This is a genomic window from Ktedonosporobacter rubrisoli, from assembly GCF_004208415.1.
GTDB lineage: Bacteria > Chloroflexota > Ktedonobacteria > Ktedonobacterales > Ktedonobacteraceae > Ktedonosporobacter > Ktedonosporobacter rubrisoli.
Genome location: NZ_CP035758.1, coordinates 1,138,315 through 1,162,712, shown reverse-complemented (window position 1 = coordinate 1,162,712; position 24,398 = coordinate 1,138,315). Strand labels below are relative to the sequence as shown.

Annotated in this window: 21 protein-coding genes; 10 read left to right on the top strand and 11 right to left on the bottom strand. The window is 53.6% G+C overall.

Annotated elements, in window-relative coordinates:
* Nucleotides 1-124: 124 nt before the first annotated feature.
* Complete coding sequence (locus tag EPA93_RS05360; protein WP_129886057.1) at nucleotides 125-1,483, bottom strand: GNAT family N-acetyltransferase; 1,359 nt, start codon at nucleotides 1,481-1,483, stop codon at nucleotides 125-127.
* A gap of 815 nt (nucleotides 1,484-2,298) precedes the next feature.
* On the opposite strand from EPA93_RS05360, the gene EPA93_RS05355 reads away from it, so the two are divergent.
* From EPA93_RS05355 to EPA93_RS49525, 7 genes are all read left to right on the top strand, one after another.
* Nucleotides 2,299-3,163, top strand: a protein-coding gene (locus tag EPA93_RS05355; RefSeq protein WP_242527276.1) for an IS5 family transposase whose coding sequence is annotated in 2 segments (ribosomal slippage) — nucleotides 2,299-2,682 and nucleotides 2,684-3,163 — 864 coding nt in all. Because the reading frame shifts where the segments join, the coding sequence is not laid out codon by codon here.
* Nucleotides 3,164-3,867: 704 nt separating this feature from the next.
* Nucleotides 3,868-4,725, top strand: coding sequence for an RNA polymerase sigma-70 factor (locus tag EPA93_RS05350; RefSeq protein ID WP_129886056.1), 858 nt, complete (start codon nucleotides 3,868-3,870; stop codon nucleotides 4,723-4,725).
* A gap of 87 nt (nucleotides 4,726-4,812) precedes the next feature.
* Complete coding sequence (locus EPA93_RS05345; RefSeq protein ID WP_129886055.1) at nucleotides 4,813-5,649, top strand: LLM class flavin-dependent oxidoreductase; 837 nt, start codon at nucleotides 4,813-4,815, stop codon at nucleotides 5,647-5,649.
* 504 nt (nucleotides 5,650-6,153) lie between these two features.
* Nucleotides 6,154-7,413: an MFS transporter gene (locus tag EPA93_RS05340; protein ID WP_129886054.1), complete on the top strand. Its 1,260-nt coding sequence runs from the start codon at nucleotides 6,154-6,156 to the stop codon at nucleotides 7,411-7,413.
* A gap of 281 nt (nucleotides 7,414-7,694) precedes the next feature.
* Complete coding sequence (locus EPA93_RS05335; protein WP_129886053.1) at nucleotides 7,695-9,038, top strand: MFS transporter; 1,344 nt, start codon at nucleotides 7,695-7,697, stop codon at nucleotides 9,036-9,038.
* A 35-nt stretch (nucleotides 9,039-9,073) separates the two neighbouring features.
* A complete protein-coding gene (locus tag EPA93_RS05330; RefSeq protein ID WP_242527326.1) occupies nucleotides 9,074-9,775 on the top strand; it encodes an NADP-dependent oxidoreductase in 702 nt (233 codons plus the stop codon).
* Nucleotides 9,769-10,020 carry a zinc-binding dehydrogenase gene (locus EPA93_RS49525; protein WP_242527324.1) on the top strand — a complete coding sequence of 84 codons (252 nt, stop codon included), beginning with the start codon at nucleotides 9,769-9,771 and terminating at the stop codon, nucleotides 10,018-10,020. The genes EPA93_RS05330 and EPA93_RS49525 overlap by 7 nt, the downstream gene beginning before the upstream one ends.
* Before the next feature lie 150 nt (nucleotides 10,021-10,170).
* On the opposite strand, the gene EPA93_RS05325 is transcribed toward EPA93_RS49525, so the two are convergent.
* Complete coding sequence (locus EPA93_RS05325; RefSeq protein WP_129886052.1) at nucleotides 10,171-11,739, bottom strand: MDR family MFS transporter; 1,569 nt, start codon at nucleotides 11,737-11,739, stop codon at nucleotides 10,171-10,173.
* Between the two features lie 146 nt (nucleotides 11,740-11,885).
* Between EPA93_RS05325 and EPA93_RS05320 the strand changes: the two genes are divergently transcribed.
* On the top strand, nucleotides 11,886-12,386 hold the full coding sequence (locus tag EPA93_RS05320; protein WP_129886051.1) for a MarR family winged helix-turn-helix transcriptional regulator: 501 nt from the start codon (nucleotides 11,886-11,888) through the stop codon (nucleotides 12,384-12,386).
* Between the two features lie 156 nt (nucleotides 12,387-12,542).
* On the opposite strand, the gene EPA93_RS05315 is transcribed toward EPA93_RS05320, so the two are convergent.
* The 3 genes from EPA93_RS05315 to EPA93_RS05305 form a co-directional block, all read right to left on the bottom strand.
* Nucleotides 12,543-13,013 (bottom strand): hypothetical protein, encoded by a 471-nt coding sequence (locus tag EPA93_RS05315; protein ID WP_129886050.1) that lies wholly within the window; start codon nucleotides 13,011-13,013, stop codon nucleotides 12,543-12,545.
* A gap of 56 nt (nucleotides 13,014-13,069) precedes the next feature.
* Nucleotides 13,070-13,363, bottom strand: a complete 294-nt coding sequence (locus EPA93_RS05310; protein ID WP_129886049.1) for a hypothetical protein — start codon at nucleotides 13,361-13,363, stop codon at nucleotides 13,070-13,072.
* Between the two features lie 226 nt (nucleotides 13,364-13,589).
* Entirely contained in the window at nucleotides 13,590-14,885 is a 1,296-nt protein-coding gene (locus tag EPA93_RS05305; RefSeq protein WP_129886048.1) for an NCS2 family permease, read from the bottom strand.
* Between the two features lie 421 nt (nucleotides 14,886-15,306).
* On the opposite strand from EPA93_RS05305, the gene EPA93_RS05300 reads away from it, so the two are divergent.
* Nucleotides 15,307-15,801 (top strand): SgcJ/EcaC family oxidoreductase, encoded by a 495-nt coding sequence (locus EPA93_RS05300; protein ID WP_207229452.1) that lies wholly within the window; start codon nucleotides 15,307-15,309, stop codon nucleotides 15,799-15,801.
* Here the strand turns inward: EPA93_RS05300 and EPA93_RS05295 are convergent.
* The gene (locus EPA93_RS05295) at nucleotides 15,798-16,361 is read right to left on the bottom strand and encodes a TetR/AcrR family transcriptional regulator (protein ID WP_129886047.1); all 564 of its coding nucleotides are present in this window, start codon (nucleotides 16,359-16,361) and stop codon (nucleotides 15,798-15,800) included. The genes EPA93_RS05300 and EPA93_RS05295 overlap by 4 nt on opposite strands.
* A gap of 463 nt (nucleotides 16,362-16,824) precedes the next feature.
* Here EPA93_RS05295 and EPA93_RS05290 point away from each other — a divergent pair, with 463 nt between their 5' ends.
* Entirely contained in the window at nucleotides 16,825-18,885 is a 2,061-nt protein-coding gene (locus EPA93_RS05290; protein WP_129886046.1) for a molybdopterin-containing oxidoreductase family protein, read from the top strand.
* A gap of 170 nt (nucleotides 18,886-19,055) precedes the next feature.
* Here the strand turns inward: EPA93_RS05290 and EPA93_RS05285 are convergent, their stop codons facing one another.
* The 5 genes from EPA93_RS05285 to EPA93_RS05265 all read right to left on the bottom strand — a co-directional run bounded on the left by EPA93_RS05285 (nucleotide 19,056) and on the right by EPA93_RS05265 (nucleotide 24,124).
* On the bottom strand, nucleotides 19,056-20,615 hold the full coding sequence (locus tag EPA93_RS05285) for an FAD-dependent oxidoreductase (RefSeq protein WP_129886045.1): 1,560 nt from the start codon (nucleotides 20,613-20,615) through the stop codon (nucleotides 19,056-19,058).
* 506 nt (nucleotides 20,616-21,121) lie between these two features.
* The gene (locus EPA93_RS05280) at nucleotides 21,122-21,913 is read right to left on the bottom strand and encodes an alpha/beta fold hydrolase (protein WP_129886044.1); all 792 of its coding nucleotides are present in this window, start codon (nucleotides 21,911-21,913) and stop codon (nucleotides 21,122-21,124) included.
* A 16-nt stretch (nucleotides 21,914-21,929) separates the two neighbouring features.
* Nucleotides 21,930-22,802 carry a class I SAM-dependent methyltransferase gene (locus EPA93_RS05275; protein WP_165422890.1) on the bottom strand — a complete coding sequence of 291 codons (873 nt, stop codon included), beginning with the start codon at nucleotides 22,800-22,802 and terminating at the stop codon, nucleotides 21,930-21,932.
* A 199-nt stretch (nucleotides 22,803-23,001) separates the two neighbouring features.
* Complete coding sequence (locus EPA93_RS05270; protein WP_129886042.1) at nucleotides 23,002-23,421, bottom strand: hypothetical protein; 420 nt, start codon at nucleotides 23,419-23,421, stop codon at nucleotides 23,002-23,004.
* 148 nt (nucleotides 23,422-23,569) lie between these two features.
* Complete coding sequence (locus EPA93_RS05265; RefSeq protein WP_129886041.1) at nucleotides 23,570-24,124, bottom strand: PadR family transcriptional regulator; 555 nt, start codon at nucleotides 24,122-24,124, stop codon at nucleotides 23,570-23,572.
* Nucleotides 24,125-24,398: the final 274 nt, after the last annotated feature.

Here is a 24,398-nt window from a genome sequence, read left to right as displayed (position 1 = left end):
CCTTTCTGTACTCTTCTACGCCAAACTGAAGGTGTTGGATTACCTCGCCCTCTCAGGCCAATTCTCTACCGGATATCTCACCGCGGCCCGACTCATAGACAAAACAGCGAACCTTAGCAAGGGCTCAGTTCCCTGCAAGTACGTATGATGGTCGCGTGGGGAAGAGCGCCTTGAGGACCAGGCCGGCTTCGTGGCTGACCCAGATGTCCGGGAATATGTGGCGCAAAGCTCCAATGCTGCGATGGCCAAAGAGCACTTGCCAAAAGACCATTGGAGGGAAACCAGCATCTCCCTCGGAACCGTAGATGGGTACGCGCCAATCCTCTGCGCTGCGCAGGCTGCCATGCTCGAAGACCAGGCGCAGGCCGCCGCGATAGAAATCAAGCTTGATTTCGCCGGTATAGCCGGCCATGGGTGAGGCGGCTAAGCGCTTGTCCAGGGCGGGAGCGATATGTCTAAGGAAGCCCGGCAGATCCTTGACGCGCATATACCAGGCGTAAGGAGGCTCTTTGGGCCGATCTAGCGCGTCACCCAGTACTTCATGAATGGGATGGGTCGTGCCTAACGAGAAACTGAGTTCCTGCAAGGCCGGTTGGTTGGGTTTGGCCAGTCCGGTGCTCAAGGCTATGGCCTGCAGGGCGCGTAAAAGTGAGGGCATGACTGCCTGCATATTCACGCCTTCGGCGAGCTCTAGCAGCCAGACGCCGAGCGTTGTGTCGCGCCGATAGGCATCGCAAGCCACAAAGCCAATCGTTTGACCAAACTCGTTAAGAATCATCTGGAAGTTGAGGGTGTGCCTCAGCTCGGGATGTCTTTTCCAGGTCTCGATTTCATAGAGCCACTGCTCGCGCGTTGGGAGGGACCAGACGATGGAACTGCTCTGACGCCGGTAGTAGAGCCGCTCAATCTCAGGGATGTCAGCAGCGGTCGCCTCGCGCAAGCTAAAGGGCTCGGACTTACCCTCTTTAGCCTGGGGAATCAGGGCCAGAGGAGTGGAGCGCCGATCCTCTAATTCGAGCGCATATTCATAACCGAACTGCCGATAAAAGTAGGCGATGCCAGTAATGGCCTGGACCAGATCTCCACGGGCCTCACTTCTGGCGTGGACCATCTCGAAGAGCGCACGTACGAGCCCGCGATGGCGATAGGCCGGGTCGGTAGCCACAGCCTCAGGGCGCCCGACGCCAAAGGGAATTCCCTCATAGGCCCAGGTATGCTGCCAGAGGCAGGTAGTGGCAACAACGGGGTTTCCTTCCCTGCTGGTATCCTCAATGAGGCCGAAGTCGTTGGGGCCCATAACGGGATAATCGCCGTTCATCAGAGCTTGTATAGCTGTAAGGTAATCTGCATTGGGCGGATCTTCAGGGCTCTGACGGTGGACCATAGCATGCAGGGTAGCGATGCCCTCGATATCTTCGGCTGTAGACCAGCGCATGATGAGGCCATTGCCCAGCTCGCGACGGAAAGAGTCATTTGGGGTCATATAATCGTTTTGCTCCTTATGTGTAAAATGCTGTTATGGGACAATAGTAACTGTCTGGGATGCGTTTGTTAATCAATATTGGAAAGAAGGCAAGAAGATGCCAGGGAATAGCGAGGCCGGGGCTGGTTAACTGTATCTTGAGTGTGGAAGGAAAGAAACGTTAGCGCTCAGCGCACGTCTACCTTACCGCAAATGGACACACTAATCCCCTGGGCCGGGAGATGTGCCGGGTTATGATGCTGGGAAGGCATGGTGAACACGATCAAAGAGAGAGATTGTGCGAGGTGTGGTAGCTGCATGCTCTCATGGCCTTTCTTGATCGTGTCTAAGCACGGATGCGTGCGTACGGTATAGAAGATCCAAATATATTCTAACAGATAGCGCCGCAGGGGTGTCAAGTCTGAGCTTCAGGCCGGCAGGGCTATTTAGTTTTTAGAGAAGCAGGAGATACCTCTCCACTGGAGAGGGCACCCTCTCTGGGAGAGAGGTATCCCTGTCCGGAGGACAAGGATCAGAGGACAGCCAGTCCTCTGCCGGGGTATGGGGCGTGCCCCATTTTCCCTCCTTCTCGGGCGGGTGGGTGGGGCAAAACAGGAAAATTAAATAGCCCTGTCAGGCCGGGATCACTGCTTAGCAGTATTCCAGATAATAGATGATCTACACTGTTTTGTTTCGCTTTGCTGTATCCTTTCCTCGGGTAGTAGGTCAAATTCTGTAATAAATTTATTAGAGTGTGTCCTAGCTAGAACAATGAGCCGATAGTTCAGAGAAAGGAGAGTTCAGCCGAAAGCACAACTCGAAAGGAACGAACCAAGATGTGTGAGCCAATCAAGCGAAAACGTTACCCGTCGGATCTGACCGATGCGCAATGGGAGCTGATCAAGCCGTTCATCCCAGCAGTCTCTGCCCAGGCCACAACGGCCCTTCACGAGCGACGAGAAATCGTCAATGCTATCCTCTATGTGTTGCGCACAGGCTGCTCATGGCGACAGATGCCGCACGACCTGCCCAATGGCAAAACGGCCCATCACTACTTCCGCATCTGGACGCAGGCGGGGATTTGGGAGCCCATCATGGCCCACCTGCGCCGACAGGTACGCACCCAGATGGGGCGGGACCCGGAACCCAGCGCTGCGATCATCGATAGCCAGTCGATCAAAACGGCTCCCGTGCCAGGAAGCGACAAGGGCTTCGACGCGGGGAAAAAAAATCTATGGGCGTAAACGCCACGTGCTCGTGGATACGCAGGGTTTCCTTCTGGCTGTCAAAGTGCATGCCGCCAACATCGTGGATCGCGTGGGGGCCAGGCTCTTGCTCAGCCAGTTGCCGCGCTCTTTCCCGCGTCTGTGCCACCTCTTTGCGGATAAGGGCTATACAGGACCATTGCTCGACTGGATTGCGCAGCGATTGCACTGGACCACAGAACTGGTGCCACAGGCTCACAATAGGTCCCATCAGCACTGGATCCTCGTGGACGGCCAACCGGTTCTGCTGCCCCGGCCCAAGACGGGTTTTCAGGTGCAAAGGAAACGATGGGTCGTCGAACGCAGCTTGGCCTGGTTCACCCGTTTCCGCCGCTTAGCTCGCGACTACGAAGGGCTCACCACCAGTTCAGAAGCCTTTCTTCAGCTCGCCTCGGTTCGGCTTATGCTTTCGCGCTTATCTCCTTTCCGCTACTGATTCTTGTGGTTAGGACACTCTCTTATAAAGATAGAACAAGCTCTTTGAGAAAATGCATTAAGTAGTTTATTGGGGACTATATATCTGGGCAGTATTGTTTGGCTTGTGCCTCTGTTATACTCAGGAGTTCGTCGAGTGGTATTCTTTACTCTTTCCTGCACCTCACACTCTTTTGTTTGGTTTAACCTTTACTTTGGCTTTCTCTTGTGTACTATTCGTCTGTCGTCGTCCTTTGATGAGGGCTCTAAATTATATTCTGGCGTGGAGAGGGCCAATAATATCTGCTGTTTCTGAGGAATTTCCGCCCTATGCAGAAGGGTACCAGGCAGCTGTTAACGAGGGAGAAAGTAATCCTGACGGGAGCTATGAGTGTCCAGTGGCTGTCTATCCGCACACGATGCTGCAACAAAGGCTGGATTAAAATACACATTCCTTTCCTATTTTCTGTCTTTGCCCGCTATTTGGTATCTCGCCTCTACAATTTTGCTTACCTCCTCTAGCTCATGCGCAAAAGAGAGCGCTAGCCTGTCCCAAAAACAACGCCTTAACCCTCTTTATTTATGATGATCGATAATTTCATGCTATCAATAAGCTTTATGCATAGAATGAGAGGGTCAATATGGCCAGAACGCCTCGCGTTTCGCTTGCAAAATGCAACATAAGAAGGTACGATATGTCAATGATTCGACGAAAGGTAGACCAGGGTGGAAAACTTTGAGACCTATCGCACCTACCTCTTTTCCATTGCCTATCGGATGCTAGGGAGCGCGATGGATGCCGAAGATATGGTGCAGGAAACCTATATTCGCTATCAGGCTGCAGCTGAGGAGGACATTCACTCGCTGAAAGCCTATCTATCTACAATCCTTGTGCGCTTATGCATGGATCAGCTTCAGCTTGCGCGTAGGAAGCGCGAGGTCTATGTGGGGCCCTGGCTACCTGAGCCAATCCATGTGACAGATATGCCAGTCGTGGACCCCGAGGAGCGCGTGGAGGTTGAGGAATCGGTCTCATTGGCCTTCATGGTTTTGCTGGAAAAGCTGCAGCCGTTTGAGCGCGCTGTCTTCCTTTTGCGTGAGATATTTGAGTACGAGTTTACCGAGATTGCATCTATGCTCGGGAAGACTGAGGCTGCCTGTCGTCGCTCTTTTAGTCGGGCCAAGCTCCATCTGCGCGAGCATCGGCCGCGTTTTCCCGCCTCGCCGCAAATCCATCAACAACTGCTCAGCCGTTATTCGCAGGCCGTGCAAACTGGCGAGATTGAGCCCTTGATGGATCTGCTCGCTGAGAATGTGACGCTGTGGGCTGATGGAGGCGGCAAGACTTCCAGAGCTGTCATACGCCCCATCCGTGGGCGAGAGGCCGTGGCGCGCGTAAGCGCGAGGTCTACGCGCTTCTGGCCAAAGGATTATCGTATTGAGCTGAGCGAGATCAACGGTCAGCTAGCCGTGATTCTGCGCGATGGCAATAAACCGTTCTCCGTCCTGGCCATTGAGGTAGAGGAAGACCTGATTCGGACTATCTGGATCATAACCAATCCCGAAAAGCTGGCCCACGTTTAAGCGCCAGATTACCAGCAATTTTGACAAGCGCTGGCTGGAAAAGGCTGCTATACTAGCGAAAAACGTTGTTGTTCAGGAGAACGCAGGATGTATTACGGCATCTATGTTCCGAACTTTGGCGATGAAACTGGTGTACGCGCCTTGGCCGCGCTTGCTCATGAGGCAGAGCAGGCCGGTTGGGATGGCTTTTTCCTTTGGGATCATATCCTCTATCGGGCCTCGCCGCCGGTGACTATGGTTGATCCGTGGATTACGTTAAGTGCAGTAGCGATGCTGACCGAGCGCATTCGGATCGGTACTGTAGTGACGCCATTGGCACGCCGCCATCCCTGGCAGCTGGCGCGCGAGACGGTTTCCCTTGATCACCTTTCCTCCGGACGTTTGATCCTTGGGGTGGGCCTGGGCCATCCTCCCAGAATTGAGTTTGCCCCCTTTGGCCAGGAATCAGATGATCTGGTACGCGCCGAAAAATTGGATGAAGGCCTTGAAGTTTTGACAGGGCTCTGGAAGGGTGAGGCCTTTAGCTATCAGGGGCGCCGCTATCGTATCAAGAAGACTGTATTCTGGCCGCCTGCCTTGCAGCAGCCGCGCATTCCCATCTGGGTGGCCGGCTTTTGGCCCAACAAGGCTCCATTCAGGCGGGCCGCGCGTTGGGATGGCGTGGTTCCTTTGAAGCGGGGCGGCTTGCAGCCAGATGATGTTGAGCAGATCAAGAGCTATGTTAGGGATCACAGGACCTCAGCTGAGCCTTTTGATATTGTGAAGATTGGCATTACGCCAGGTGAGCACCCTGCTCGGGCGCGTCGAATCGTGGCGCCTTATGCTGAGGTAGGTGCTACCTGGTGGTTGGAAAGCTTCTTTACGCGCCGCAATTCGTTGGAGGAGATGCGCCAACGTATCCGCCAGGGGCCACCGCGCGCATAAAACTCAAGATCTGCAGGCTGGCCTCCGTACTCAAGTGCTGCTATCAAATTATCTCTGCTTTGCTTGACAGTGCATGCTGAAGGATCTATGATTGAAGCATGAATACCTTCCTGTATAGTGCCACCGACCGGGTTACAGTCGATCCGGGATGGCTTATCCACCGCAATCGTAATCGCGGCACAAACATCTCTGCCACGTAAGCCCGGCACCTTGAGCTTACGTGGCTAATTATGGTGCCCCGTTGCTAGCATAGGCCTGACGCGAGCCGTCCAGGGCCTTGTTCTGGCTGGGGTGAATTCCTCCTCATTCTTTCCGCTCTCGTGCCGGGTGAGATCCCTCGCTGCTCACTCGTGTACTTGATTTTTTGCGCAATCACGGCCCGGCATATGCTTGCCTGATAATCTGCTTCGTCTATCTGTGAGGCCGACTACGCGCGCTTGAGCGGCGTGCGGATCTTTTCCAATCTCTCATTCCCTACAAGCTTTATTGGAAAGGATTTTCTGTATGTCGAAAACACAGGAGACGACTCAGGCGCGGCCGACGCGCGGCTCGCTCTGGCGCAATCGCAACTATCTACTCCTCTGGAGCGGTCAGACCATATCAAGCATTGGTGGAGGCATTTCGCTGATTGCCTTTCCCTGGCTAGTATTATCCTTTACTGGCTCGCCTTTAGCCGCCGGCCTGGCCGGTCTGCTGCGCACATTGCCGAATATTCTCTATCTGTTTGCCGGCGCGTTAGTAGATCGCTGGAATCGCAAACTGGTGATGATCATATGCGATAGCGGGCGGGCGCTAAGCCTGTTCAGCATTCCTTTGGCGCTCTGGCTGGGACATCTGACGCTCGGGCAGCTCTATCTCAATGCTAGCCTGGAAGGTATCTTGCAGGTCTTCTTCAGCCTTGCCTATGTTTCCAGCCTGCCCCAGGTCGTGCGTAAAGAGCATCTCATGCTTGCCACGGCGCAGGAAGAGGTTACTGAGAGCATTACCGGGCTCCTGGGTCCCGCCCTGGCTGGTCCGCTCTTTGCCGTCGCGCGGCTCTTACCATTTCTCTTTGATGCCTGCTCTTATGTCATCTCGGTGGTGAGCCTGCTCTTTATTGGGATTCCCTTTCAAGCCGTACGTGAACCTGCGCAGGCGCGTCATCTCTGGCAAGAGGTAGGTGAGGGCTTGCGCTGGATGTGGCGGCAGCCAGTAATACGCGCTATGAACCTGCTCAATATAGCGGCGGCCCTGGTCGTACCCGGAGAAACGCTGATCGCCCTAGTATTATTGCGCGCTGCGCATACGCCTGATATCTGGATCGGCTTAATCTTTGCCAGCGGGGGCGTTGGCGCGCTCGTCAGTGCTACCCTGGCCCCGGCGGCGCAGCGTTTCCTTTCTGTGGGGCAGTCTATCATTCTGGTACGCTGGCTCTTTGCCCTGCTCTGGCCCTGCTATCTATTCGGGCAACCCCTGGCCTTGGGACTCCTCAACACAAGCCTCGGTTTTGTTGATCCTTTTGAGGATGTGCCTTATTTTAGCTATCGCCTGGCCGTGATCCCGGAAGCCTTGCGCGGACGCGTCATCGGAGCTTGCCGGCTCTTTACCAGTCTGAGCAATCCGCTTGGTCAGCTTTGCACCGGGGCCGTGCTCCAATATTGGGGAGTGCAACCAACCATCATTTTAGGCACCATTATCCTGGTCCTGGTTGCGCTTGGCTTCACCCTGAATCCGCATATTCGGGCCGCGCGCTTTCCCCAACAAACCCCTGATCCTGCTAAATAGCAGAGCTAAATAGCAGAGCTAAATAGCCTGGCCCATGCCAGTACAGGTAGGATCTATTGATAAATGTAATGCTATTTCTGTACATCCGTAAAGGAATAATACTGACCGATAGTCTCGTGTGTGTCCCGGCCTTACATGGTATTGTCAACAATGTCGTCTGTCTGATCGAGTAAAGGAGTATAGGCATAGAAACATCAGATTTACCTTTAACAGAACCTAGCTCTCATCAGCGTAACCCACGGCGCTGGTTGACGCTTGCCGTCGTGCAGTGCGCGACTTTGATGGGGGTTCTTGATAGTGGTATTGTCAATGTGGCCGTTCCCTCTATACAGCGGCAAATGCATGCAAGCTTTGCTGAAGTGCAACTGGTGATTGCTGGCTATACCCTGGCTTATGGCGTATTTCTCGTCACCGGTGGTCGACTGGGAGATCTCTATGGGCACAAGCGTTGGTTTTTACTTGGGATGGGCAGCTTTACATGTTGCTCTGCTCTCTGTAGTCTGGCTCCTAGTGCCTGGCTGCTTATCGTCTTCCGTGTGCTCCAGGGCACCACTGCGGCTTTGATGACGCCCCAGGTGATTTCCTTTCTGCAGGTTAGCTTTGATTCCGATGAACGTCCCCTGGCCTTTGGCAGCTATGCAGCTATCATCGGCCTGGCTGCTGTTCTGGGGCAGGTCTTTGGAGGCTTTCTATTGGAAGCCAATCTCTTCAATCTGGGTTGGCGCACTATCTTTCTGATCAATCTCCCCATTGGCATAATAGCGCTTTGTGCAGCTTTGCTCCTGCTCCCTGAATTGCGGATGCCTGAAGCGGGGAACCTGGACTACGGAGGCGTGGTGCTGTTGACGCTTGCGCTCTTCTTGTTGATCTTTCCGCTTGTGCTGGGAGAAGGAATCGGCTGGCCGCTATGGATTCTGCTCTGTCTTCTGCTATCTATTCCGTGCCTGGGTGCCTTTCTCATCTATGAGATGAGTAGAACGAAACGGGGGAAAACGCCGCTTGTCTCGTTTGCACTTTTTCGGCACCGTCGCTTCCCGGCTGGTATTCTGACGAGTATGCTTGCAGCTTTCCTCAATGGCGCGGTGGCGTTCCTGCTGGCAATTTATTTGCAAACAATGTTGCATCTCAGCCCACTACAGGCAGGACTTGTGTTTCTATCTGGAAGCGCTTCCTTTATCCTGGCTTCCAGCCTTGGACCGATCATCCATCGTCGCCTGGGTGCGCGTGGCCTGCCGGTGGCGGCAATACTGGTGTCACTGAGCGATCTGCTTACGCTCCTGGTTGCGCAGGTGCTGATCTCCTGGTGGGGATTGGCTCCACTCGTGGTGGCGCAAGTCATCTCAGGATTCGGCATGGGCCTGCTCAGTGCTCCTCTAATCAACAAAACGCTGGAAAAGATTACTCCTTCCGCTATAGGGAGTGCATCGGGTATCTATACAACGGCATCACAACTGGCAGCCGGATTAGGGGTAGCGTTGATCGGCCTGTTGTTTTCCCTCTTCACCACACTCAGCGGAGAACCTGTGCAGGCTTTTGTCAGTGTAATGCTGGTCGTCACACTGCTCAGTGCAGGCCTCTTGTTTCTTATTCGGTTTTTGAACAGCTCAGCACGAGCAAATTGTTGATATGTTGACTTCAAAGGGAGAAGGGGATCATATTTATGAAAGATAAAATGATATGCGCAATACGCGTCTCTCAATATGGAGGGCCAGAAGAGCTCAAACTTGAGCATATTCCCTGTCCAGTACCGCAGGAGGGCGAGGTACTTGTGCGTGTACATGCAGCAGGAGTGTTGCCGATGGATTGGAAAATTCGTCAGGGTTTTGCCAGAGGAATTCATCCCAAAGCCTTTCCCTATACTCCAGGCAGCACCTTTGCCGGAGTCGTGGAGGCGGTTGGCACCGGTATAACCACCTTCCAGCGTGGGCAGGCGGTCTTTGGGCGGACCAATAACGGAGCCTACGCGGAATATACGACGGTGGCTGCGGAGACGCTGGCCCTCAAACCAGAACAGCTAAGTTTCGCTGAAGCTGCGACCATTTCGGGAGGGGCAACCGTGGCCTGGACAGCACTCTTTGAAAATGCGGAGCTTCAAGCCGGTCAGCGCGTATTGATTCAAGGTGCGGCCGGCGGGGTCGGCTCTTTCGCGGTCCAGTTTGCCAGGTGGAAAGGCGCTCACGTTATTGGCACAGCCTCAAGCGCTAATGTCGAGTTCGTGCGCTCCCTTGGTGCCGAGACGGTCATCGATTATACTTCCACAGCCGTTGAGCAAGCAGCGCATGACGTGGATGTGGTACTGGAGGCGGTCGGGGGAGAGAATATAGAGCGTTCTATGCAGGTGGTCAAGCCCGGGGTGTGCTGATCTCGCTTCTTGAGGAGCCACCGCAGGAGATGGCGCGGGCGCTGGGTATTCGTGCCTCACAAAACTGGATCTCAATGCCCTTCCCTTCGACGAGTCTCCTGCAGGCCATTGCTCAAGTAATGGCTGAGGGCTCGGTCAGAGCCACCATCGGGCGCAGCCTGGCGTTGCACGAGGCGCCATTGGCTCATGAGCTAAGCGAAACGGGTCATGGACGCGGGCGCATCGTCTTGCAGATCGCGGGCTAAGCTGACGAGCCGCGCTTTTTCCAACAGAGCCATGATCCACCTGCCTGGAGAGCACGCAGCTGGGAATGGTCAGCTGAGATAATTGTGGGTAAAGCATGAAAGGACCCCTGGCGGCCAGCCTTGCCAGGGGTTAATTTCCTGCGAAATCGCTTACTGACCTTCTGCTCCACTGAGTCCCCCTGCTACCGCTTTCTTCTCCTCCAGGGCAGTGCTTGAAGCTTCTTGAGGCTCCAGATTGCCCGCCGGGAACCAGAACATCAGCACCAGGATGATCAGAGCCAGGGCCAGCATGAGTATAAAGACCCAGAAGAGGCTTTGCATAAATGCTCCCCGGAGCTGCTCCAGCAATGCGAGCGGATATGGGGCACGTAGCTCAGGCGTGAGCAGCAGCGCGGCTGGCGAAATCCCTTTGTGCATCTGCTCCGCGAGGGCGGGCACGTAGGCCGCGATCGGGTTGAAGCGTTGGGCGATCTGAGCGTTCAAGACGCTGCCCATTACGCCAATTCCTACTGTGCTTCCCAGCAGCCTTACAAATTGGGTCGAGGCGCTCGCAACACCTACTAGAGACCGGGGCGCTGCCACCTGCACGGCTACCGTATTGGCTGTGTTCGCAAGCCCGAAGCCAAGACCCATGACGACCATGGCGGCAATCACAAAGACCAAGCCGCTTTGGCGCTGCAGGAAGGCCACCATGATGCAGCCGGCCACCATCAGCAGGCTGCCTAACAGCAACATGCGCCGAAAGCCCATGCGCTGTACGAAGAAGGCTGCCATGACCGAGACAAGCGACCAGGCTAACTGTGACGGAATGAGCGTAAAACCTGCCTCGGTGCCGCTGCCACCTTGCACTGCTTGCATAAAGAGGGGGGCATAGGTCGTCACACCGAATACAATCGCACCCAGCAGAAAGCCGCCCAGCGAAGCCAGGGCAATGGCGCGTTTCTTGAAGAGATCAAGCGGGATGATTGGCTCGGCCGCCCGTTGCTCGACAAAGATGAAGGCGAGCGTGCCAACGATGGCGATGGCGAACAGGCCGATGCTCGGCAGCGAGGTCCAGGCCCAGGAGGTGCCTCCCTGGATCAAGGCCAGCAAGAGGGCAAGAATGGCGCCGCTAATCAAGATGGTTCCAAGGTAGTCAAGTTGGTGCTTCTGACGCACTGTCTGCTCTTTGTAGGTGACAATCAATACGACCAGCGCAATCAGGCCCAGAGGGATATTGAGGAAGAAGATCCAGCGCCAGGAGGCGTGATCAACGATCAGGCCCCCAATCAAGGGACCGGCAATGCTCGATATTCCCCACAGCGCGCCGATGGCTCCTTGCTTGCTAGCAAGCTCCTCTTGCGTGGCAGAGAGATCGGCAGCCACAATCAGGACGAGAGGCAGAATCGCTCCTGCGCCAAGTCCCTGTATAGCGCGATAGATGATCAGTTGCTCCATAGATTGAGCGAGCCCAGCGGCCGCCGAACCGATCAAGAAGATGCCGACGCCGATGTAGAGTAAGATCCTGCGGCCATAGAGGTCAGCAAGCTTGCCATATAGAGGCATGAATGTAGTAGAGGTTAAGAGATAGGCCGAGAAGACCCAGGAATAGAGCGTGATGCCGCCCAACTGCCCAACAATGCTGGGCATGGCGGTCGCTACTACGGTAGTTTCCAGGGTTGTCAGCGCCAGCACCAGCATGAGCGCGACAATGACAAGCGTTTTTGTAGACTTTGACATAGGTAAACAATCCGTTTCAGGCTAGAGGTGAATGTCAATTATTCATCTCGCTGTCATTAATCTTGATATAAAGATACATGATGACGAGATTATAGCCTGTCGCAATGAGGTTGTCAAGATACTTGGCATTAAGATATAATATAATCATGACAAATGAGGATCATGTAAGTACTGTTTTAGCCCAATGGGCTGCTGAGCGCCCCGATCTGGATGCCTCGCCAATGGGGATTATTGGCCGTATATCCCGGCTGGCACTCACCATGGACAAGGAATTGGAACTTGTCTTTATGCAGTTTGGCTTGTATCGCTGGAGCTTTGATATGCTGGCCACCTTGCGTCGCTCTGGCGCGCCCTATCGGCTCTCGCCTAGCACGCTCTTTCGTTCGATGATGGTAACCTCGGGAACGATGACCAATCGCATTGATCGCCTGGAGGAGAAGGGCCTGGTGAGGCGCGTTCCTGACCCGGAAGATCGGCGGGGCATTCTCGTTGAATTGACCGAGCAGGGCCGCGAGCTTATTGATACTGCGTTGCCCACGCATGTGGCTAATGAGGAGCACATCCTCAAGGCTCTTTCCAAGGAGGAACAGCGTACCCTCGCTGCCCTCCTCAGCAAATTGCTTTCTTCGCTTGAACATCAGTCATAAAAGGCTGCAACCTTTTATAAACCTCTGACCCGACACACGGCGCAGGCTGAAACTTTTCGGAGATAGGTTTTTAGGCCTATCTCCGAAACTGCGAGAACTCGCAAGAGACACTACTTGAGCAAATAGCGGAACTTAGCTTTTTCCCTGCCCATGCTGTCAGTGCGAGGGCGTTTGCCCGTGAAGCAAGTAGCGGGAGATGGAGCTTTGCCAGGAGTCAATATAGCCCTGATAATATTCCTGGGTGAAGGTTGCAAGGTAGTCATTGCCCAGCGGCGTGAGCGCTGTTAGCGTATAGGTGATATGGGCCTGACTCTCTTGTGCTCCGCTGCGCTCGCAACGTACATTGATCCAGCTTGTATGTGAATGGGGCAGGACGTTGAAGTAGGTGGCGTGGGCCTGCGCTTTCTCATAGACGATAGTGGTCCAGATCTTTGTGTCGGGATGTTGGGTCGTGAAAACAGCGCCAGCCTGGGTCAAGCCAGAAGAGGGATAGAGCATTGTCGGGTCCCAGCCCTCGGCCCAGAGCTTTTCACCAAGTGGCTCGAAGAGCGGAAATACCTTTTCCAGCGTACCTGGTAGCTGAATTGTATGCGCTCGGGTAATGCGCTGCGCAACAAATGTTGACATAAGAGTAGCTTCCTTTCTATGCTAAATGGATAGCGAACAAGAGAGACGTAAAGTGCCTATTCGGGCTCGTTCTGTTCGCGAAAGCGGTGGCTGGTGCTGGCGTCATAGCTCATCCCATAGACTTCTTTGAGTTGAGCTATGCGTTTGAGAGTTTCCTCACCGAAGGCATGCTTTTGCTCAAAGGCGTGCAAAACGATGCCCTCAAGCAGGTCACCAAGCGAGATGTCAAAATACTCTGCCAGGCCCTTAAGGACCTTGACGAGGTTCTTCTCCATACGTGCGCCGATCTGCACCCGCTCAACAGGAACGGTTTGCTCGGGGTGAGCGCTATTTTCTTCAGGCTGGCTCATCTATGCTCTCCTTTCAATGTTATCAAGTTACATTGGTAACAATATAACATGGTAATGAGAAAGAAGCAAGCCAAGGCTAAAAAAAGTTGCTCGGATGCATAGCGTAGAAGGCTTTGCGCCTGCTAAAGATTGTCTGATTTCAAGCGGAAAACTCGCCTGTGAGGCAAACGCAGGGACAGGAGCAAAGCCCCGTCCCTTTCGCGCCGAGAAGATAAGAAGGCTGCTCTTAGTGGGGCAAGAAAATCAGGTCAAACAGGAAGAGCACGCCAAAGACGTAGACCAGCGGATGGACGCTGCGCCACTGCCCAATCACTACCTTAAGAATCGGGTAAAAGATAAAGCCCAGAGCAATGCCTGTCGCAATGCTAGAGGTCAGGGGCATGCTCAGAATGACCAGGAAGGCTGGTAGGGCCTCATCGAATTTATCCCAGGTGATATAGCGTACGTTCCCGGCCATCAGCGCTCCTACAATGATCAGAGCGGGACCCGTGATCGCGGAGACGCCGGAGACGGCCTGAATAACTGGAAAGAAAAAGGCCGAGATGATAAAGAGAATAGCCACAACCAGGGCCGTTAAACCTGTGCGCCCACCGGCGGCGATGCCCGAGGCAGATTCGATATAGGCCGAGGTGGGGCTGGTACCGAAGATCGCGCCAACCAGCGTGGCAAACGAATCGGCGAAAAGGGCTCGCTCAGCGCGCGGCAATTTCCCGTCTTCTAATAACCCTGCCTGTTCCGCCAGGCCAAGCACCGTGCCGGTTGTGTCAAACAGCGTTACCAGCAGGAAAGAGAAGACAGCCGCATACAGGCCGGCATGTATGACATCGCCTACCGCCGCAATTGGATTGTAGACGAGCAGACCGTCTGGTAAGGCGGGCAGCGAGACAATGCCATGCAGAGTAAGTTGGCCCGTGATAGCGGCCAGAATGCCGGTAATGATCATCCCGATGAAGAGCGCTCCATAGATGCGTCGGGCCATCAAGATCGTTGTGATCACCAGTCCGGCCAGGGTCAGCAGCGCCATCGGCGAATGTAGATCCCCTAGCGCCACGAGATTATCGGGCTGCTTCTGCACCAGCCCGGTCAGGCGCAAGCCGACAAAGGCAATAAAGAAGCCGATGCCGGCCGCGATAGCATGCTTAAGATTTTGCGGGATGGCATCTATCAGCTTTGTGCGCAAGGGCGTCAGCGAGAGCAAAACGAAAAATATGGCTGAGATAAAGACTGCCGAGAATGCTATGTGATAGTTAAGCTTTTGCGCCTGCACGACCGAGTAGGTGAAATAAGCATTGAGCCCCATACCCGGAGCGATGGCAATTGGATAGTTGGCGAAAAGACCCATGAGTAACGTTCCGACGACGGCCGAAATAATTGTTGCCGTAAAGGCCTGCTGAAAGGGCACGCCGGCCGCTGAGAGCACAAGAGGATTTACGACCATAATGTAGGCCATGGTCAGGAATGTGGTCAGGCCAGCGACGCACTCAGTTCTCACGGATGGTTTGTAGCCTTTGATAGTAAACACGCTTGTCTTCCTTTTGTTTGATTGTGGGCATTGCGCTACTAAATTGTAGTCAGCTTATTGCAAGCTCTGCAAGTGGAGCTTGAAAGGGAAGCTAGCAATGCACTGCTCCGCGCTTTTCTGCTTGCTCACCGCTTCAGAGCCAGGTGAGTTGGCAGGAAGCATAGGCCCGTAAACTGACTGCTTTGCTACGAGCCTACAAGTATGGAACGTTTCTCGGAGTAGAGGTGTTACAGCAGGGCCGGCCTTAGCTGAGCCTGCTTTGGATAAGGCCGAAATAATTGTAGATGCCAACAAGCGCAAGATCGGAGAAGTTTTTTTTAATTCGGGTAGTATACTTGAGGGGGAAACTCGTGTTTTATGGGCACTTTTCTATGGACACGAGCTATAAAATGCCATAGTAATAAAGGAGAGAGAAGAGATTATGTATTCAGAGTCGTTCGAGCGGCAAGATGTAGCGCCTTCTGATGAAAGCATGGTTCGCACGCTCTATCAAGAGCTCCTGGATAGCTGGAACAAGCGTGATGCCCATGCCTATGCCAAATTATTTGTGGAACATGGCGAGGTCATCGGCTTCGATGGAAGTCAGATGATCGGGCCAGGTGAGATTACTTCGACGCTACAGCAGGTCTTTGCCGACCATATTACGGCCGCCTACGTGAGCAAAATCAGAAGTGTGCGCCTGTTGAGTCCTGAAATAGCTCTGCTGCGCGCCATCGTTGGCATGATTCCGCCTGGGCAACTGGAGCTCAATCCTGCCGTCAATGCGCATCAGACCGTCCTCGCCGTGAAACAGGCTGACCTGTGGCGCATCCAGCTATTTCAGAATACGCCGGCTCAGTTTCATGGAAGGCCGGATCTGGTCCAGCAAATGACAGAAGAGCTACGTCAGGCGCTCCAAGAGGAAACTCAATTTTAGCCGGCCAGGCCGCGCAAAAAGACGCTGAGGAGCCGTTCAAAGGTCTCGTCAATGTCCAGGGGCAGGCCAAAGCCGCCGCTCACTTCGGTGGTTGTGAAGCCATGTACCAGGCTGCGCAATATACGGACAGTGTGTATGGTATCGGGTTCGGACATATGATAGGCTGAAAAGGCGCGTACAACTATCTCAACAACTTCGGTCTGGGCCTGCTGCAATGCTGTATCCTCTTTGGGCGCAGCTGGTACCAGCGCGGCATAGAGGCCCGGGTGCTCCTTAACAAAGGTACGATAGGTATGCGCCAGCGCTCTGATCGCCTCTTCGCCCGATTTACCCATAATCGCTTTGCCAAGACGTTGGGCAATTTCCTGGCAGCCCCGCAAGGCTAGCTCGCGATGCAGTCCACTCAAACCATCTCTAATATAGTGATAAAGGGTCGGAGTGCGCACTCCAAGCTTTGAGGCTAGCGTGGCCAGGCTTAACTCGGCTAGTCCGTTCGCATCAGCGAGCTCGGCTGCAGCCTGCACAACCATCTTGTGGTCCAACCCCGCTCTTGTTGCCATAGATATTTTTCTCCCTATCGCTTTACAATAGACCGAATCGTGAAATATGGATAAATAATAATCTAATCAGCTTAGATAGTCAAGCTATCAGCCAACTCTCATTTGACCTGAACTCGGGTCCAGAACCTCTACTCTGCTTGTCGGTAAGATGGGTGCCACGGCAGAGATTCCAGGCTGGAGCATGGGTTCCAGCTCTACTGCCTGGTAGGATGTTTTAGACCATTGACGATGACAAAGCCAAGATTGATTCCTCGAAACGGTAGCTGATCCTTAGATTATGGTACTATTGTAGTAGATTGATAGTTGTTCTAACGAACATATCTTTACATTTTAGTCTCGCCGAACAGATCGCGAGGAGAAAGCCGATGGAGGCTTAGCTTCTCTCTTTCTTCATGCGTGTCTTCACGTCTCCAAAGAGGTTGACTTAGTTCGCTTGAAGGATAGGACCGGAGGAACATAGCTCATGGCAGGTAAGCGCCAATTTACGACAATGTGCCCAATGAATTGCCATCCCACGTACTGCGGGATGACCGTTGAGGTGGAAGGGGATAAATTACTTTCAGTGAAAGGCGATCCCAACAATCCCGATAGCCACGGTTTTCTCTGTGTGCGCGGCCGGGCGACGCGCGAGATATTTAACAATTCCAGGCGCTTGCTTACTCCCCTACGCCGCGTAGGACCACGGGGAAGCAACCAGTGGGAGCCCTGTTCGTGGGAAGATGCCTATGCTATGCTCATAGGAGCGATTCAAGAGACGCAGCCGGAGCGTGTGGCCTTCTGGCGGGGACATGGCTCGGGCACAACTGGCATCAACAATAATTTGATCCTGCGCTTTGCGCGCCTTGCTGGTTTTCAGGCCTGGATTCCCGCGATTATCTGCTGGGGCCTGGGAGGCTATGGGCTGGCTCTGACCGGCATTATGGAGGCCAATACTAAAGAGGATATGGGCGCAAACTCGCGCACGGTGATCTTCTGGGGCTCGAATATTGCCAGCCAGCCCACCACGGCTCCTCATCTTATCGCAGCGCGCAAACGGGGCGCCCATATCATCCATATCGATACGCGTCGAGCCGAGGCCTCGCGCCATGCCGACGAGGTGATCTTGATCCGTCCCGGCACTGATGCCGCGCTGGCTCTGGCCCTGGCCCATGTCATTATCGCTGAGGGCCTTGTCGATCAGCGCTTTATTGCTGAGCATACGCTTGGCTACCAGACTTTTGCCCAGCATGTGAGCCAGTATACGCCAGAATGGGCTGAGGATATCACGGGGGTTGAGGCTGAGCGCGTTCGCCAGCTCGCCCGCGTTTATGCAATGCAGACGCCGGCGATGATTGTGCTAGGTGGAAGCTCGATGTTTAAGCATCAGGACGGCTGGGAGGCTAGCCGAGCCATCTCTTGTCTACCTGCGCTGACGGGACAATTGGGCATAGCCGGCGGCGGCCTGGGTCCGCGACATCGCGCTTTCCCCCACGGTGCTAAGCTTGCCGATATTCTGGCGGACGTCGAGAGGCGCCCGGGCAATTATGTTCCCGATCATATGCCCTCTATTACGCAGGCCTTTCAGGAGGGCAAGATTGATGTCCTGCTGATCCTTGGCACAAATATGCTCTCTTCTTTCTCGGATACCAATAGCCTGGCCCGTGGACTTGATACAGTTAAGCTGATTGTGGGCTACGACGTTTTTATGAACGAGACGCTGCGGCGCACGGCTGATCTGGTTTTGCCGAGCACGGTCTGGCTAGAAGAACTGGGACTGAAGGATACCGCGACCCATCTCTATCTGATGGAACGCGTCTTGCCGGCCGAGGGTCAGGCGCGCTCGATTATCCACCTGCTTCGCGAGCTGGCCGAACGTCTGGATATTGCTAACTTCTTCCCCTGGGAGGATGAGGAGGCCCATATCAACGCGCTTTTAGCGCCGCAAAAAATGCCTTCCGGGCGCTCCCTGACCGTCGCGGATATGCGTGAGCTGGGAGGATACTGGCAACGTAGTAAGTTGTCGCACATTTCGTATCCTGACCACCGTTTCCATACGCCCTCGGGCAAGGTTGAGTTCTGGAGCGAGCGCGCACAGAGCGTAGGGCTCTCACCGCTGCCAACCTATACCGAACGCAAAGATGTGCAAAGCTCGCCCACAGCGCTACGCTTCTGCCAGGGGCGCACGCTTACAGCCTTCCACGCCTTTTATGATGAGGGACAGGCCTTGCCAGCGCTGGCGAAGGTCAATCCCGAGCCGGAGTTGTGGATACACCCGCTTGATGCGCAGAGCCGCAACATTGCGCCAGGCAGTCAGATTGTCGTCTTCAACGAGCGCGGTAAGTTCGCGGCCCGTGCTCTCGTCACCGAAGATATGCTGCCAGGAGCCGTTTGGATGCGCGATGGCTGGGCGGGCATAAATCAGGTAACGAGCGGGGCGCCGGCCCTCTCTACAAGCGCTATCGAGGTAACTGAGAAAACGGGAGTGCATGGCGGTCAGGCCGCCTATGATGCGCTGGTTGAGGTGCAGCCGCTGGCCCGCGTATAGAAAGCAAGCGGACCAGAAGCGTAGCCGGCAGAGAACGATTAAGGCGTTAGAGCGCGATACGAAATTGCCCTATACAGAAGTTATGCGGCGGTGATCGGCGCTCTAGCATCCTGAACACAGCTCATGTCTGCTTACTCGCCCTTCGAGCAGCAACTGTTGCGTTGGGCCATCTATGCTTTATCAGGTGCTGACGTCAAGGGCGACGAAAAAGTTGGCAAGATCTCGTTCATAATCTCTTCTAACGGCAGCTGATATTCATTGGTCAAATCGTGTAGTCGCTGTGGCCCTGACTGAGCTGCTTCAGCCTCTAAAAGCAGACGATAGGTCGTGGCGTTGAAAACAACCTGGGGAGGGATATATAAATCATAGATCGTGAGCAAGTATGACAGCAGCGATGGTTCGGGCGAAGAAAGATCCGGCGGCGCTGCCGGCTCCTCGGCTGACTTTATCTCCTCTTGCATACGCTGCATGGCTTGCTGCAGGTAGAGATCAATGTAGCGATGGAAGAGCGCAACAGCTTTTGGCGGCTCCTGACCAGTATATACAGTGTTGGGCCAGCGTAGATCCGCTATAGCATCAAGCCACCAGCTTGGCTTGATTACTTCCTGAAAAGCCTGTAGGGTACGGATTTCAAAATTGGCCTGGGGATTTGTCTGCTGCTCAAGTAGAGCGTTGTTAAGCGCTTCTGCTTCGAGCGCGGCAACGCTCATTCCCTGGCCATACATCGGATCAAGATTGCACAGAGCATCACCGAGAACAAGTAAACCCGCGGGCCAGTTTTCCATCTGCTCAAAATGTTGAAGCCGACATTCTGGGACAAGATATCCCCTCGCAGACGAAACCGGCTCTCCTTCATTCTCCACTGTATCCGCCAATACTGGAGTGATTATCTGTCGTAGCTCTTGCTCGAAGCCTCGATCATCGCTAGCAGGTTGCAGATCTTTAGCACCCTGAAGGCAGATATCCCATAATCCATTCTCTATCTGCAGGCCATAGGCGAAACGCTTCTGATTTTCTGGCTCTCCCCAAATGAGAATAAGGCCAGTTTCCTGGTTGACCTGAGGAGAAAGCCGATAAAGGCGTGTGCTATATCCAATCCCCACTTTGACCCGTTCAGGCTCAGGTAATGCATAATCTAGCTCGGCAAGCCATTGCGTAATTTTTGAGAACTGCCCACTCGCGTCAACAATCAGATCCGCAGTCAGCATTGAGAGATTCTGCATTTGACCGCGTGGTCTGACGGATACGCCTGTAATACGTGTACGATCGGCGTTAGCTTGTAGCCCGACAACTTCTAACTCTGAAGCAAGTTGTATGCGCGGAATGGCTTGCACCCGTTGACGTAGGGCAAACTCCAACATGCTCCTGCTGCACTGCACACGCCCTTCGTCTGGATTAGTCATTGCACACTGGCCGAATGGGTTTGCCAGGATGAATGTTTTAGCGTGGGCAGCAAACGCCCCACGCTCTAATAAATCATCAATCAGATCAGGAAAAAGCTGCTCCACGATCTTTCTGCCACGAAGCGCTAAATTATGTAAATGAAACGCCTGTGGAGTACCAGACCGTGTTATTGCTTCTTCAGATAAAGCATCCTTTTCAATGATCTGCACATGCTCATAATAGTCTGAAAGCACACGCGCTGCTAACAGGCCTGCAATGCCGGCACCGATGATTAATGCACGTGTTCCTTTCCTCTCTAGTTCAATATTTCTTTCTTCTGTTGACATAATGTATCTCCCTGATTGCTATTTAATGCGTTTTCAGTTTGTGCTACACGTATAGCTCTTGTAGTATAAAACATTCTTGAGACGCAGGCTAGGAATCCTTGCGTTCTGGCGCGAGGTTTCTGGTATGACGCCAGTAAGTTGCTTGAACTGGTTGATAAGATGCTTTTGAGCAAAAAGCCAGTTTCATAGGCCACATAGCTGCTTGCTCTAGTAGTTTTCTTGAATGTGAGGGAGTGTGATTGCATGTTGTAGGCATGAGGAGTCAACCATGTGCCGAAAGAGGCGAGCCAGGTGGATGCGCCCAGATAAGCAGGGCTGGCGAGCGCATCCAGGGAGATAGCCTGGGCATAATGTTCTGCTAAGCAGGCTCTGGTACGCTCGCTTTAGGTCCTCTAGTTCTCTGGAACCAGGGAACCGGTCAAGAAATAAACGTCCTCTATTGTCTATTTTGCAAGCATCTTAGAATATCTGCTGCGTGTTCTCCTATCATATGGAAGATGCTGGCGCTAGGTGCGCTGATCTTTGTACTTGTGCTCGACCTGTTGTACAAAGTCGTCCACCATACGTGCAAATTCGTCGGGTTTTTCCAGATTCCAGGCGTGTCCCACTCCTGCAATAATGGCGAGTTGTGCGTGGGGAAGAGTCTCAGCTAACTCCTGTGCAGCTTCCAGGTTAACAAGATCTTCACTGCCACAAAGAATAAGGCTGGGCACACGTATCTGCCTCAGATGCTGGCGAAAGCGCACCTGACTCGCCTCACGCATCGCCGCAAGCAGCCCTTGCTTGCCCGTTTGCTGCAGATCTTCCCTGGCTGCTTGTCGCAGATCTTCATATTGCGGGGGCACAAAATTGATAAAGCTCTCGAAGAGGACGTCTTCGGGAACGGCAGCCATAGCGGCAAACTGTTCTTCCATGATCTGAGCGTCGGGCTGTATCTGTCCTGCAGATAGGATCAAGCTTAGAACATGGCCGGGACTTTGTATAGCAATCTGCAGAGCGACCATTGCTCCAAGCGATAACCCGCATAGGTGCGCTGCAGGTATCGCTTGCTTATCGAGCAGATCAACGGTAGCTGCAGCAGCTCTGATCATCGTAAATGGACCACTACTCACTGAACCAGCAAAGCCGGGTAGGTCGAGGGCAAGAAGATGGTAGCGTTTGCTGAGGAATGGGAGTTGTAATTCCCAGAACCGATAGCCCATCCCCAAACCATGGAGAAGGACGACTGTTTGGTTGTCTTGCTGACCACTTTCAATAAAGTGGGGGAATGCTTGAGACGTATCTTCTCTCCTTCCCATGGTTGGGAACGATGTGCTAGGTAGGCTTTTGGGCAATGACGCTCATAAATGGCCAGATGCCGCGAAAGTCCTTATTGCGCATATCAATCTGTATTTGTTGGTTAAGCTGCTCTATTTCTTCCTTTGTGGCAATTCCTGGCTTGCTTAAGAATTGCTGAAGCAGGAGAAAGGCGATTTCCAGGTTGCGCGTATTGCCTAGATAGCCCGGCTTGCCCACAGAGTAGTTGAGCATAAAGGGAGTTTCACGAATATTGGTATAGCCGGCCTCCTTTAGAAAGCCACTCAACATGGGAGTCAGCCCGAAATGATTGCCGAATTCATCCTGGCAAAAGCTCCGACCGGTGATGAAATAGACGCGTGTCATGATAACACTAAGTTTATCCAGTGCGGCACTATTGGTTGAGCCAACGCCTGGCACGTCTGTGTCGGTGAGGCGGATAATCCCGCCCGGCCTGGTGATGCGTTTGCATTCTTGGATGAATTGCGTCCAGGCTCCTTTCCACATAAAGCTGACCATGAAGCGCGCGTTTACCATGTCAAAGCTCTCATCGGGGAAGTCAAGCTTCTCGGTTGCATCCATGACCCGGAAGGCAACGTTGCGCAAGCCCTGGATTCTTGCGTGTTCGCGGGCATATTGGAGCATTGCATGGCTGATATCAACGCCTACAATCTGCTTGTCCCGATGGGCGAAAGCAACTTCGGTTGCCCAGCCACCAGGGCCGCAGCCAACATCGAGAATACTGTGGATCTTGCTCAGGTCGATTTCAGGAGGAAAATGGCCGCCCATGGCCCTGGTTATCATCACGTCAAGGTCGATCAGGCGCGCCATCTCGGTAGCACTCTCTTTGTCAATAACGTAGCTATTCTCCTGCGGATGGATGCCGGCCATATCCTTTACCTCTCTTTTCCTTAAGAAACTCCGCATGCCTGCTTAGCTGCATAAGAAGATCTAGAGATATCTTTCTTATGCAAGCATAAGCTATAACGGTGTTATCTGGCAAGGCTCTTGTCGAGACACTTGCAGTTTCTCCTGTAACTTCTCGGTTTGACGATACGCGGCATGCTCCGCAGGAATTAGCAGGTCAGCCCTAAGCGCTGAGTAGACCAACTCCCAGGCTGACAACTCCTAGCGTCAGGCTGGCCATGCCCAGGTAGAGCAGCAGAATGAGCCGGTTTGGACGGGTGACGTTTTTTCCGATTGAGGAGAAGAAAAAGCCCGCCGGGATGAGAAGGGCGGCGATCCAGATACCGTTGCGGGCAAGCAGAGCGAGCGGCCCACTTATAGACGTCGCGTCGGCAAACAATTGGCCGACGAGGGAGAGGATAACCAGGACGCCGGCATGCGCGTGCCCGGCTCTGGCGAAGGTTTTCTGAAACTCGGTCATGGGTACAGCTCCACGGACTATGCGCAATATAAACCAGCCACCATACTCAATGCCAACTATGGTGAGCAATAAGAGTCCGGCGGTGACGCGTGAGTCGAGCGATAACGTAAGTGCAGGGTGCATATGTTCCTCCAAATTTGCTAGAAAGAAAACATTAACATTTAACTTAATGCTGTTAAGTTGATCTCCTAAAAAAACATATCAGCGCTGATATGCTAAGGGATTGCCGCGCTACAGAAGACAGTAACGCTCTTGGTGCCAGGAACTTCTTTCAAGGCTCATTTTCAGCCGCGCGTATCTCGGCTGTACTGAAGGATTCCGTCAAACTATCTATCCAGGATAATACGGCTTCCTCATATCTGAGGCCAAAGTCAAGGATGGCCAGGGCGTAGGGATCAGTCGGGTGCTGAGCTATCAGCTTGCTATGCTGCTGTCTATAGCCATCGAGTCGTTGCTGATGCCCGCTGCGCTGTGACCGCACAAAGGAGATGAGCTTTTCTTTGGGCAGGTATTTGCCAAAGGAGACGCTCAGCAAAAGCGGGAAGCGAATAGTTTCCTCGGATGGCTCCTGGATGATCCACGCGGCAAAGGCTGCTCGGCCCTCTGCAGTAATGCTGAACGGACGACGATCTCGCTGCTCGCGCTCACCGGCTTGCACAAGGCCAGCAGTGGCAAGCGAACTGAGCTCACGATAGATCTGGCTTGGCGTTAGCGACCAGAAATCGCCGATGACGGTCTGCGCTTTCGTCACCAGGTCCCAGCCGGACATTGGCCCTTCATGCAAAAAGCCTAGCAGCGAGGCGGCTGTCGCGTTGAGTTTATACATACAGATTGAGTCCTTGCTCTACACTCTCTGACTTATGCTTTCCACCTTCCAATGTGGAATATCAATAGTATACCTTCCAATGTGGAATATTGCAAGGGATATTGCCCCCAAAATTTGCGCTCGCCAGAAATAGGTGAGGGAACTGTTGTGCCTATGGCGAGAGGGCAATAATGCAGGCTGGCCAGAAGCGATATCCGGGCCAGCCTGGTTTAACTGCGAGCATGCTTGCGGAATTACAGCTTTTTGCCCTTTCAAAGAAGTTGGACTAGAGCAA

Bases quoted from the DNA above. Each gene is read 5' to 3' on its own strand.
- EPA93_RS05270 (WP_129886042.1), bottom strand. From the start codon at position 23,421: ATGCACCCTGCACTTACGTTATCGCTCGACTCACGCGTCACCGCCGGA.
- EPA93_RS05315 (WP_129886050.1), bottom strand. From the start codon at position 13,013: ATGTCAACATTTGTTGCGCAGCGCATTACCCGAGCGCATACAATTCAG.
- EPA93_RS05280 (WP_129886044.1), bottom strand. From the start codon at position 21,913: ATGGGAAGGAGAGAAGATACGTCTCAAGCATTCCCCCACTTTATTGAA.
- EPA93_RS05310 (WP_129886049.1), bottom strand. From the start codon at position 13,363: ATGAGCCAGCCTGAAGAAAATAGCGCTCACCCCGAGCAAACCGTTCCT.
- EPA93_RS05320 (WP_129886051.1), top strand. From the start codon at position 11,886: ATGACAAATGAGGATCATGTAAGTACTGTTTTAGCCCAATGGGCTGCT.
- EPA93_RS05300 (WP_207229452.1), top strand. From the start codon at position 15,307: ATGTATTCAGAGTCGTTCGAGCGGCAAGATGTAGCGCCTTCTGATGAA.
- EPA93_RS05275 (WP_165422890.1), bottom strand. From the start codon at position 22,802: ATGGCCGGCATCCATCCGCAGGAGAATAGCTACGTTATTGACAAAGAG.
- EPA93_RS05325 (WP_129886052.1), bottom strand. From the start codon at position 11,739: ATGTCAAAGTCTACAAAAACGCTTGTCATTGTCGCGCTCATGCTGGTG.
- EPA93_RS05265 (WP_129886041.1), bottom strand. From the start codon at position 24,124: ATGTATAAACTCAACGCGACAGCCGCCTCGCTGCTAGGCTTTTTGCAT.
- EPA93_RS05330 (WP_242527326.1), top strand. From the start codon at position 9,074: ATGAAAGATAAAATGATATGCGCAATACGCGTCTCTCAATATGGAGGG.
- EPA93_RS05345 (WP_129886055.1), top strand. From the start codon at position 4,813: ATGTATTACGGCATCTATGTTCCGAACTTTGGCGATGAAACTGGTGTA.
- EPA93_RS05340 (WP_129886054.1), top strand. From the start codon at position 6,154: ATGTCGAAAACACAGGAGACGACTCAGGCGCGGCCGACGCGCGGCTCG.
- EPA93_RS05295 (WP_129886047.1), bottom strand. From the start codon at position 16,361: ATGGCAACAAGAGCGGGGTTGGACCACAAGATGGTTGTGCAGGCTGCA.
- EPA93_RS05335 (WP_129886053.1), top strand. From the start codon at position 7,695: ATGGGGGTTCTTGATAGTGGTATTGTCAATGTGGCCGTTCCCTCTATA.
- EPA93_RS05360 (WP_129886057.1), bottom strand. From the start codon at position 1,483: ATGACCCCAAATGACTCTTTCCGTCGCGAGCTGGGCAATGGCCTCATC.
- EPA93_RS05285 (WP_129886045.1), bottom strand. From the start codon at position 20,615: ATGTCAACAGAAGAAAGAAATATTGAACTAGAGAGGAAAGGAACACGT.
- EPA93_RS05290 (WP_129886046.1), top strand. From the start codon at position 16,825: ATGGCAGGTAAGCGCCAATTTACGACAATGTGCCCAATGAATTGCCAT.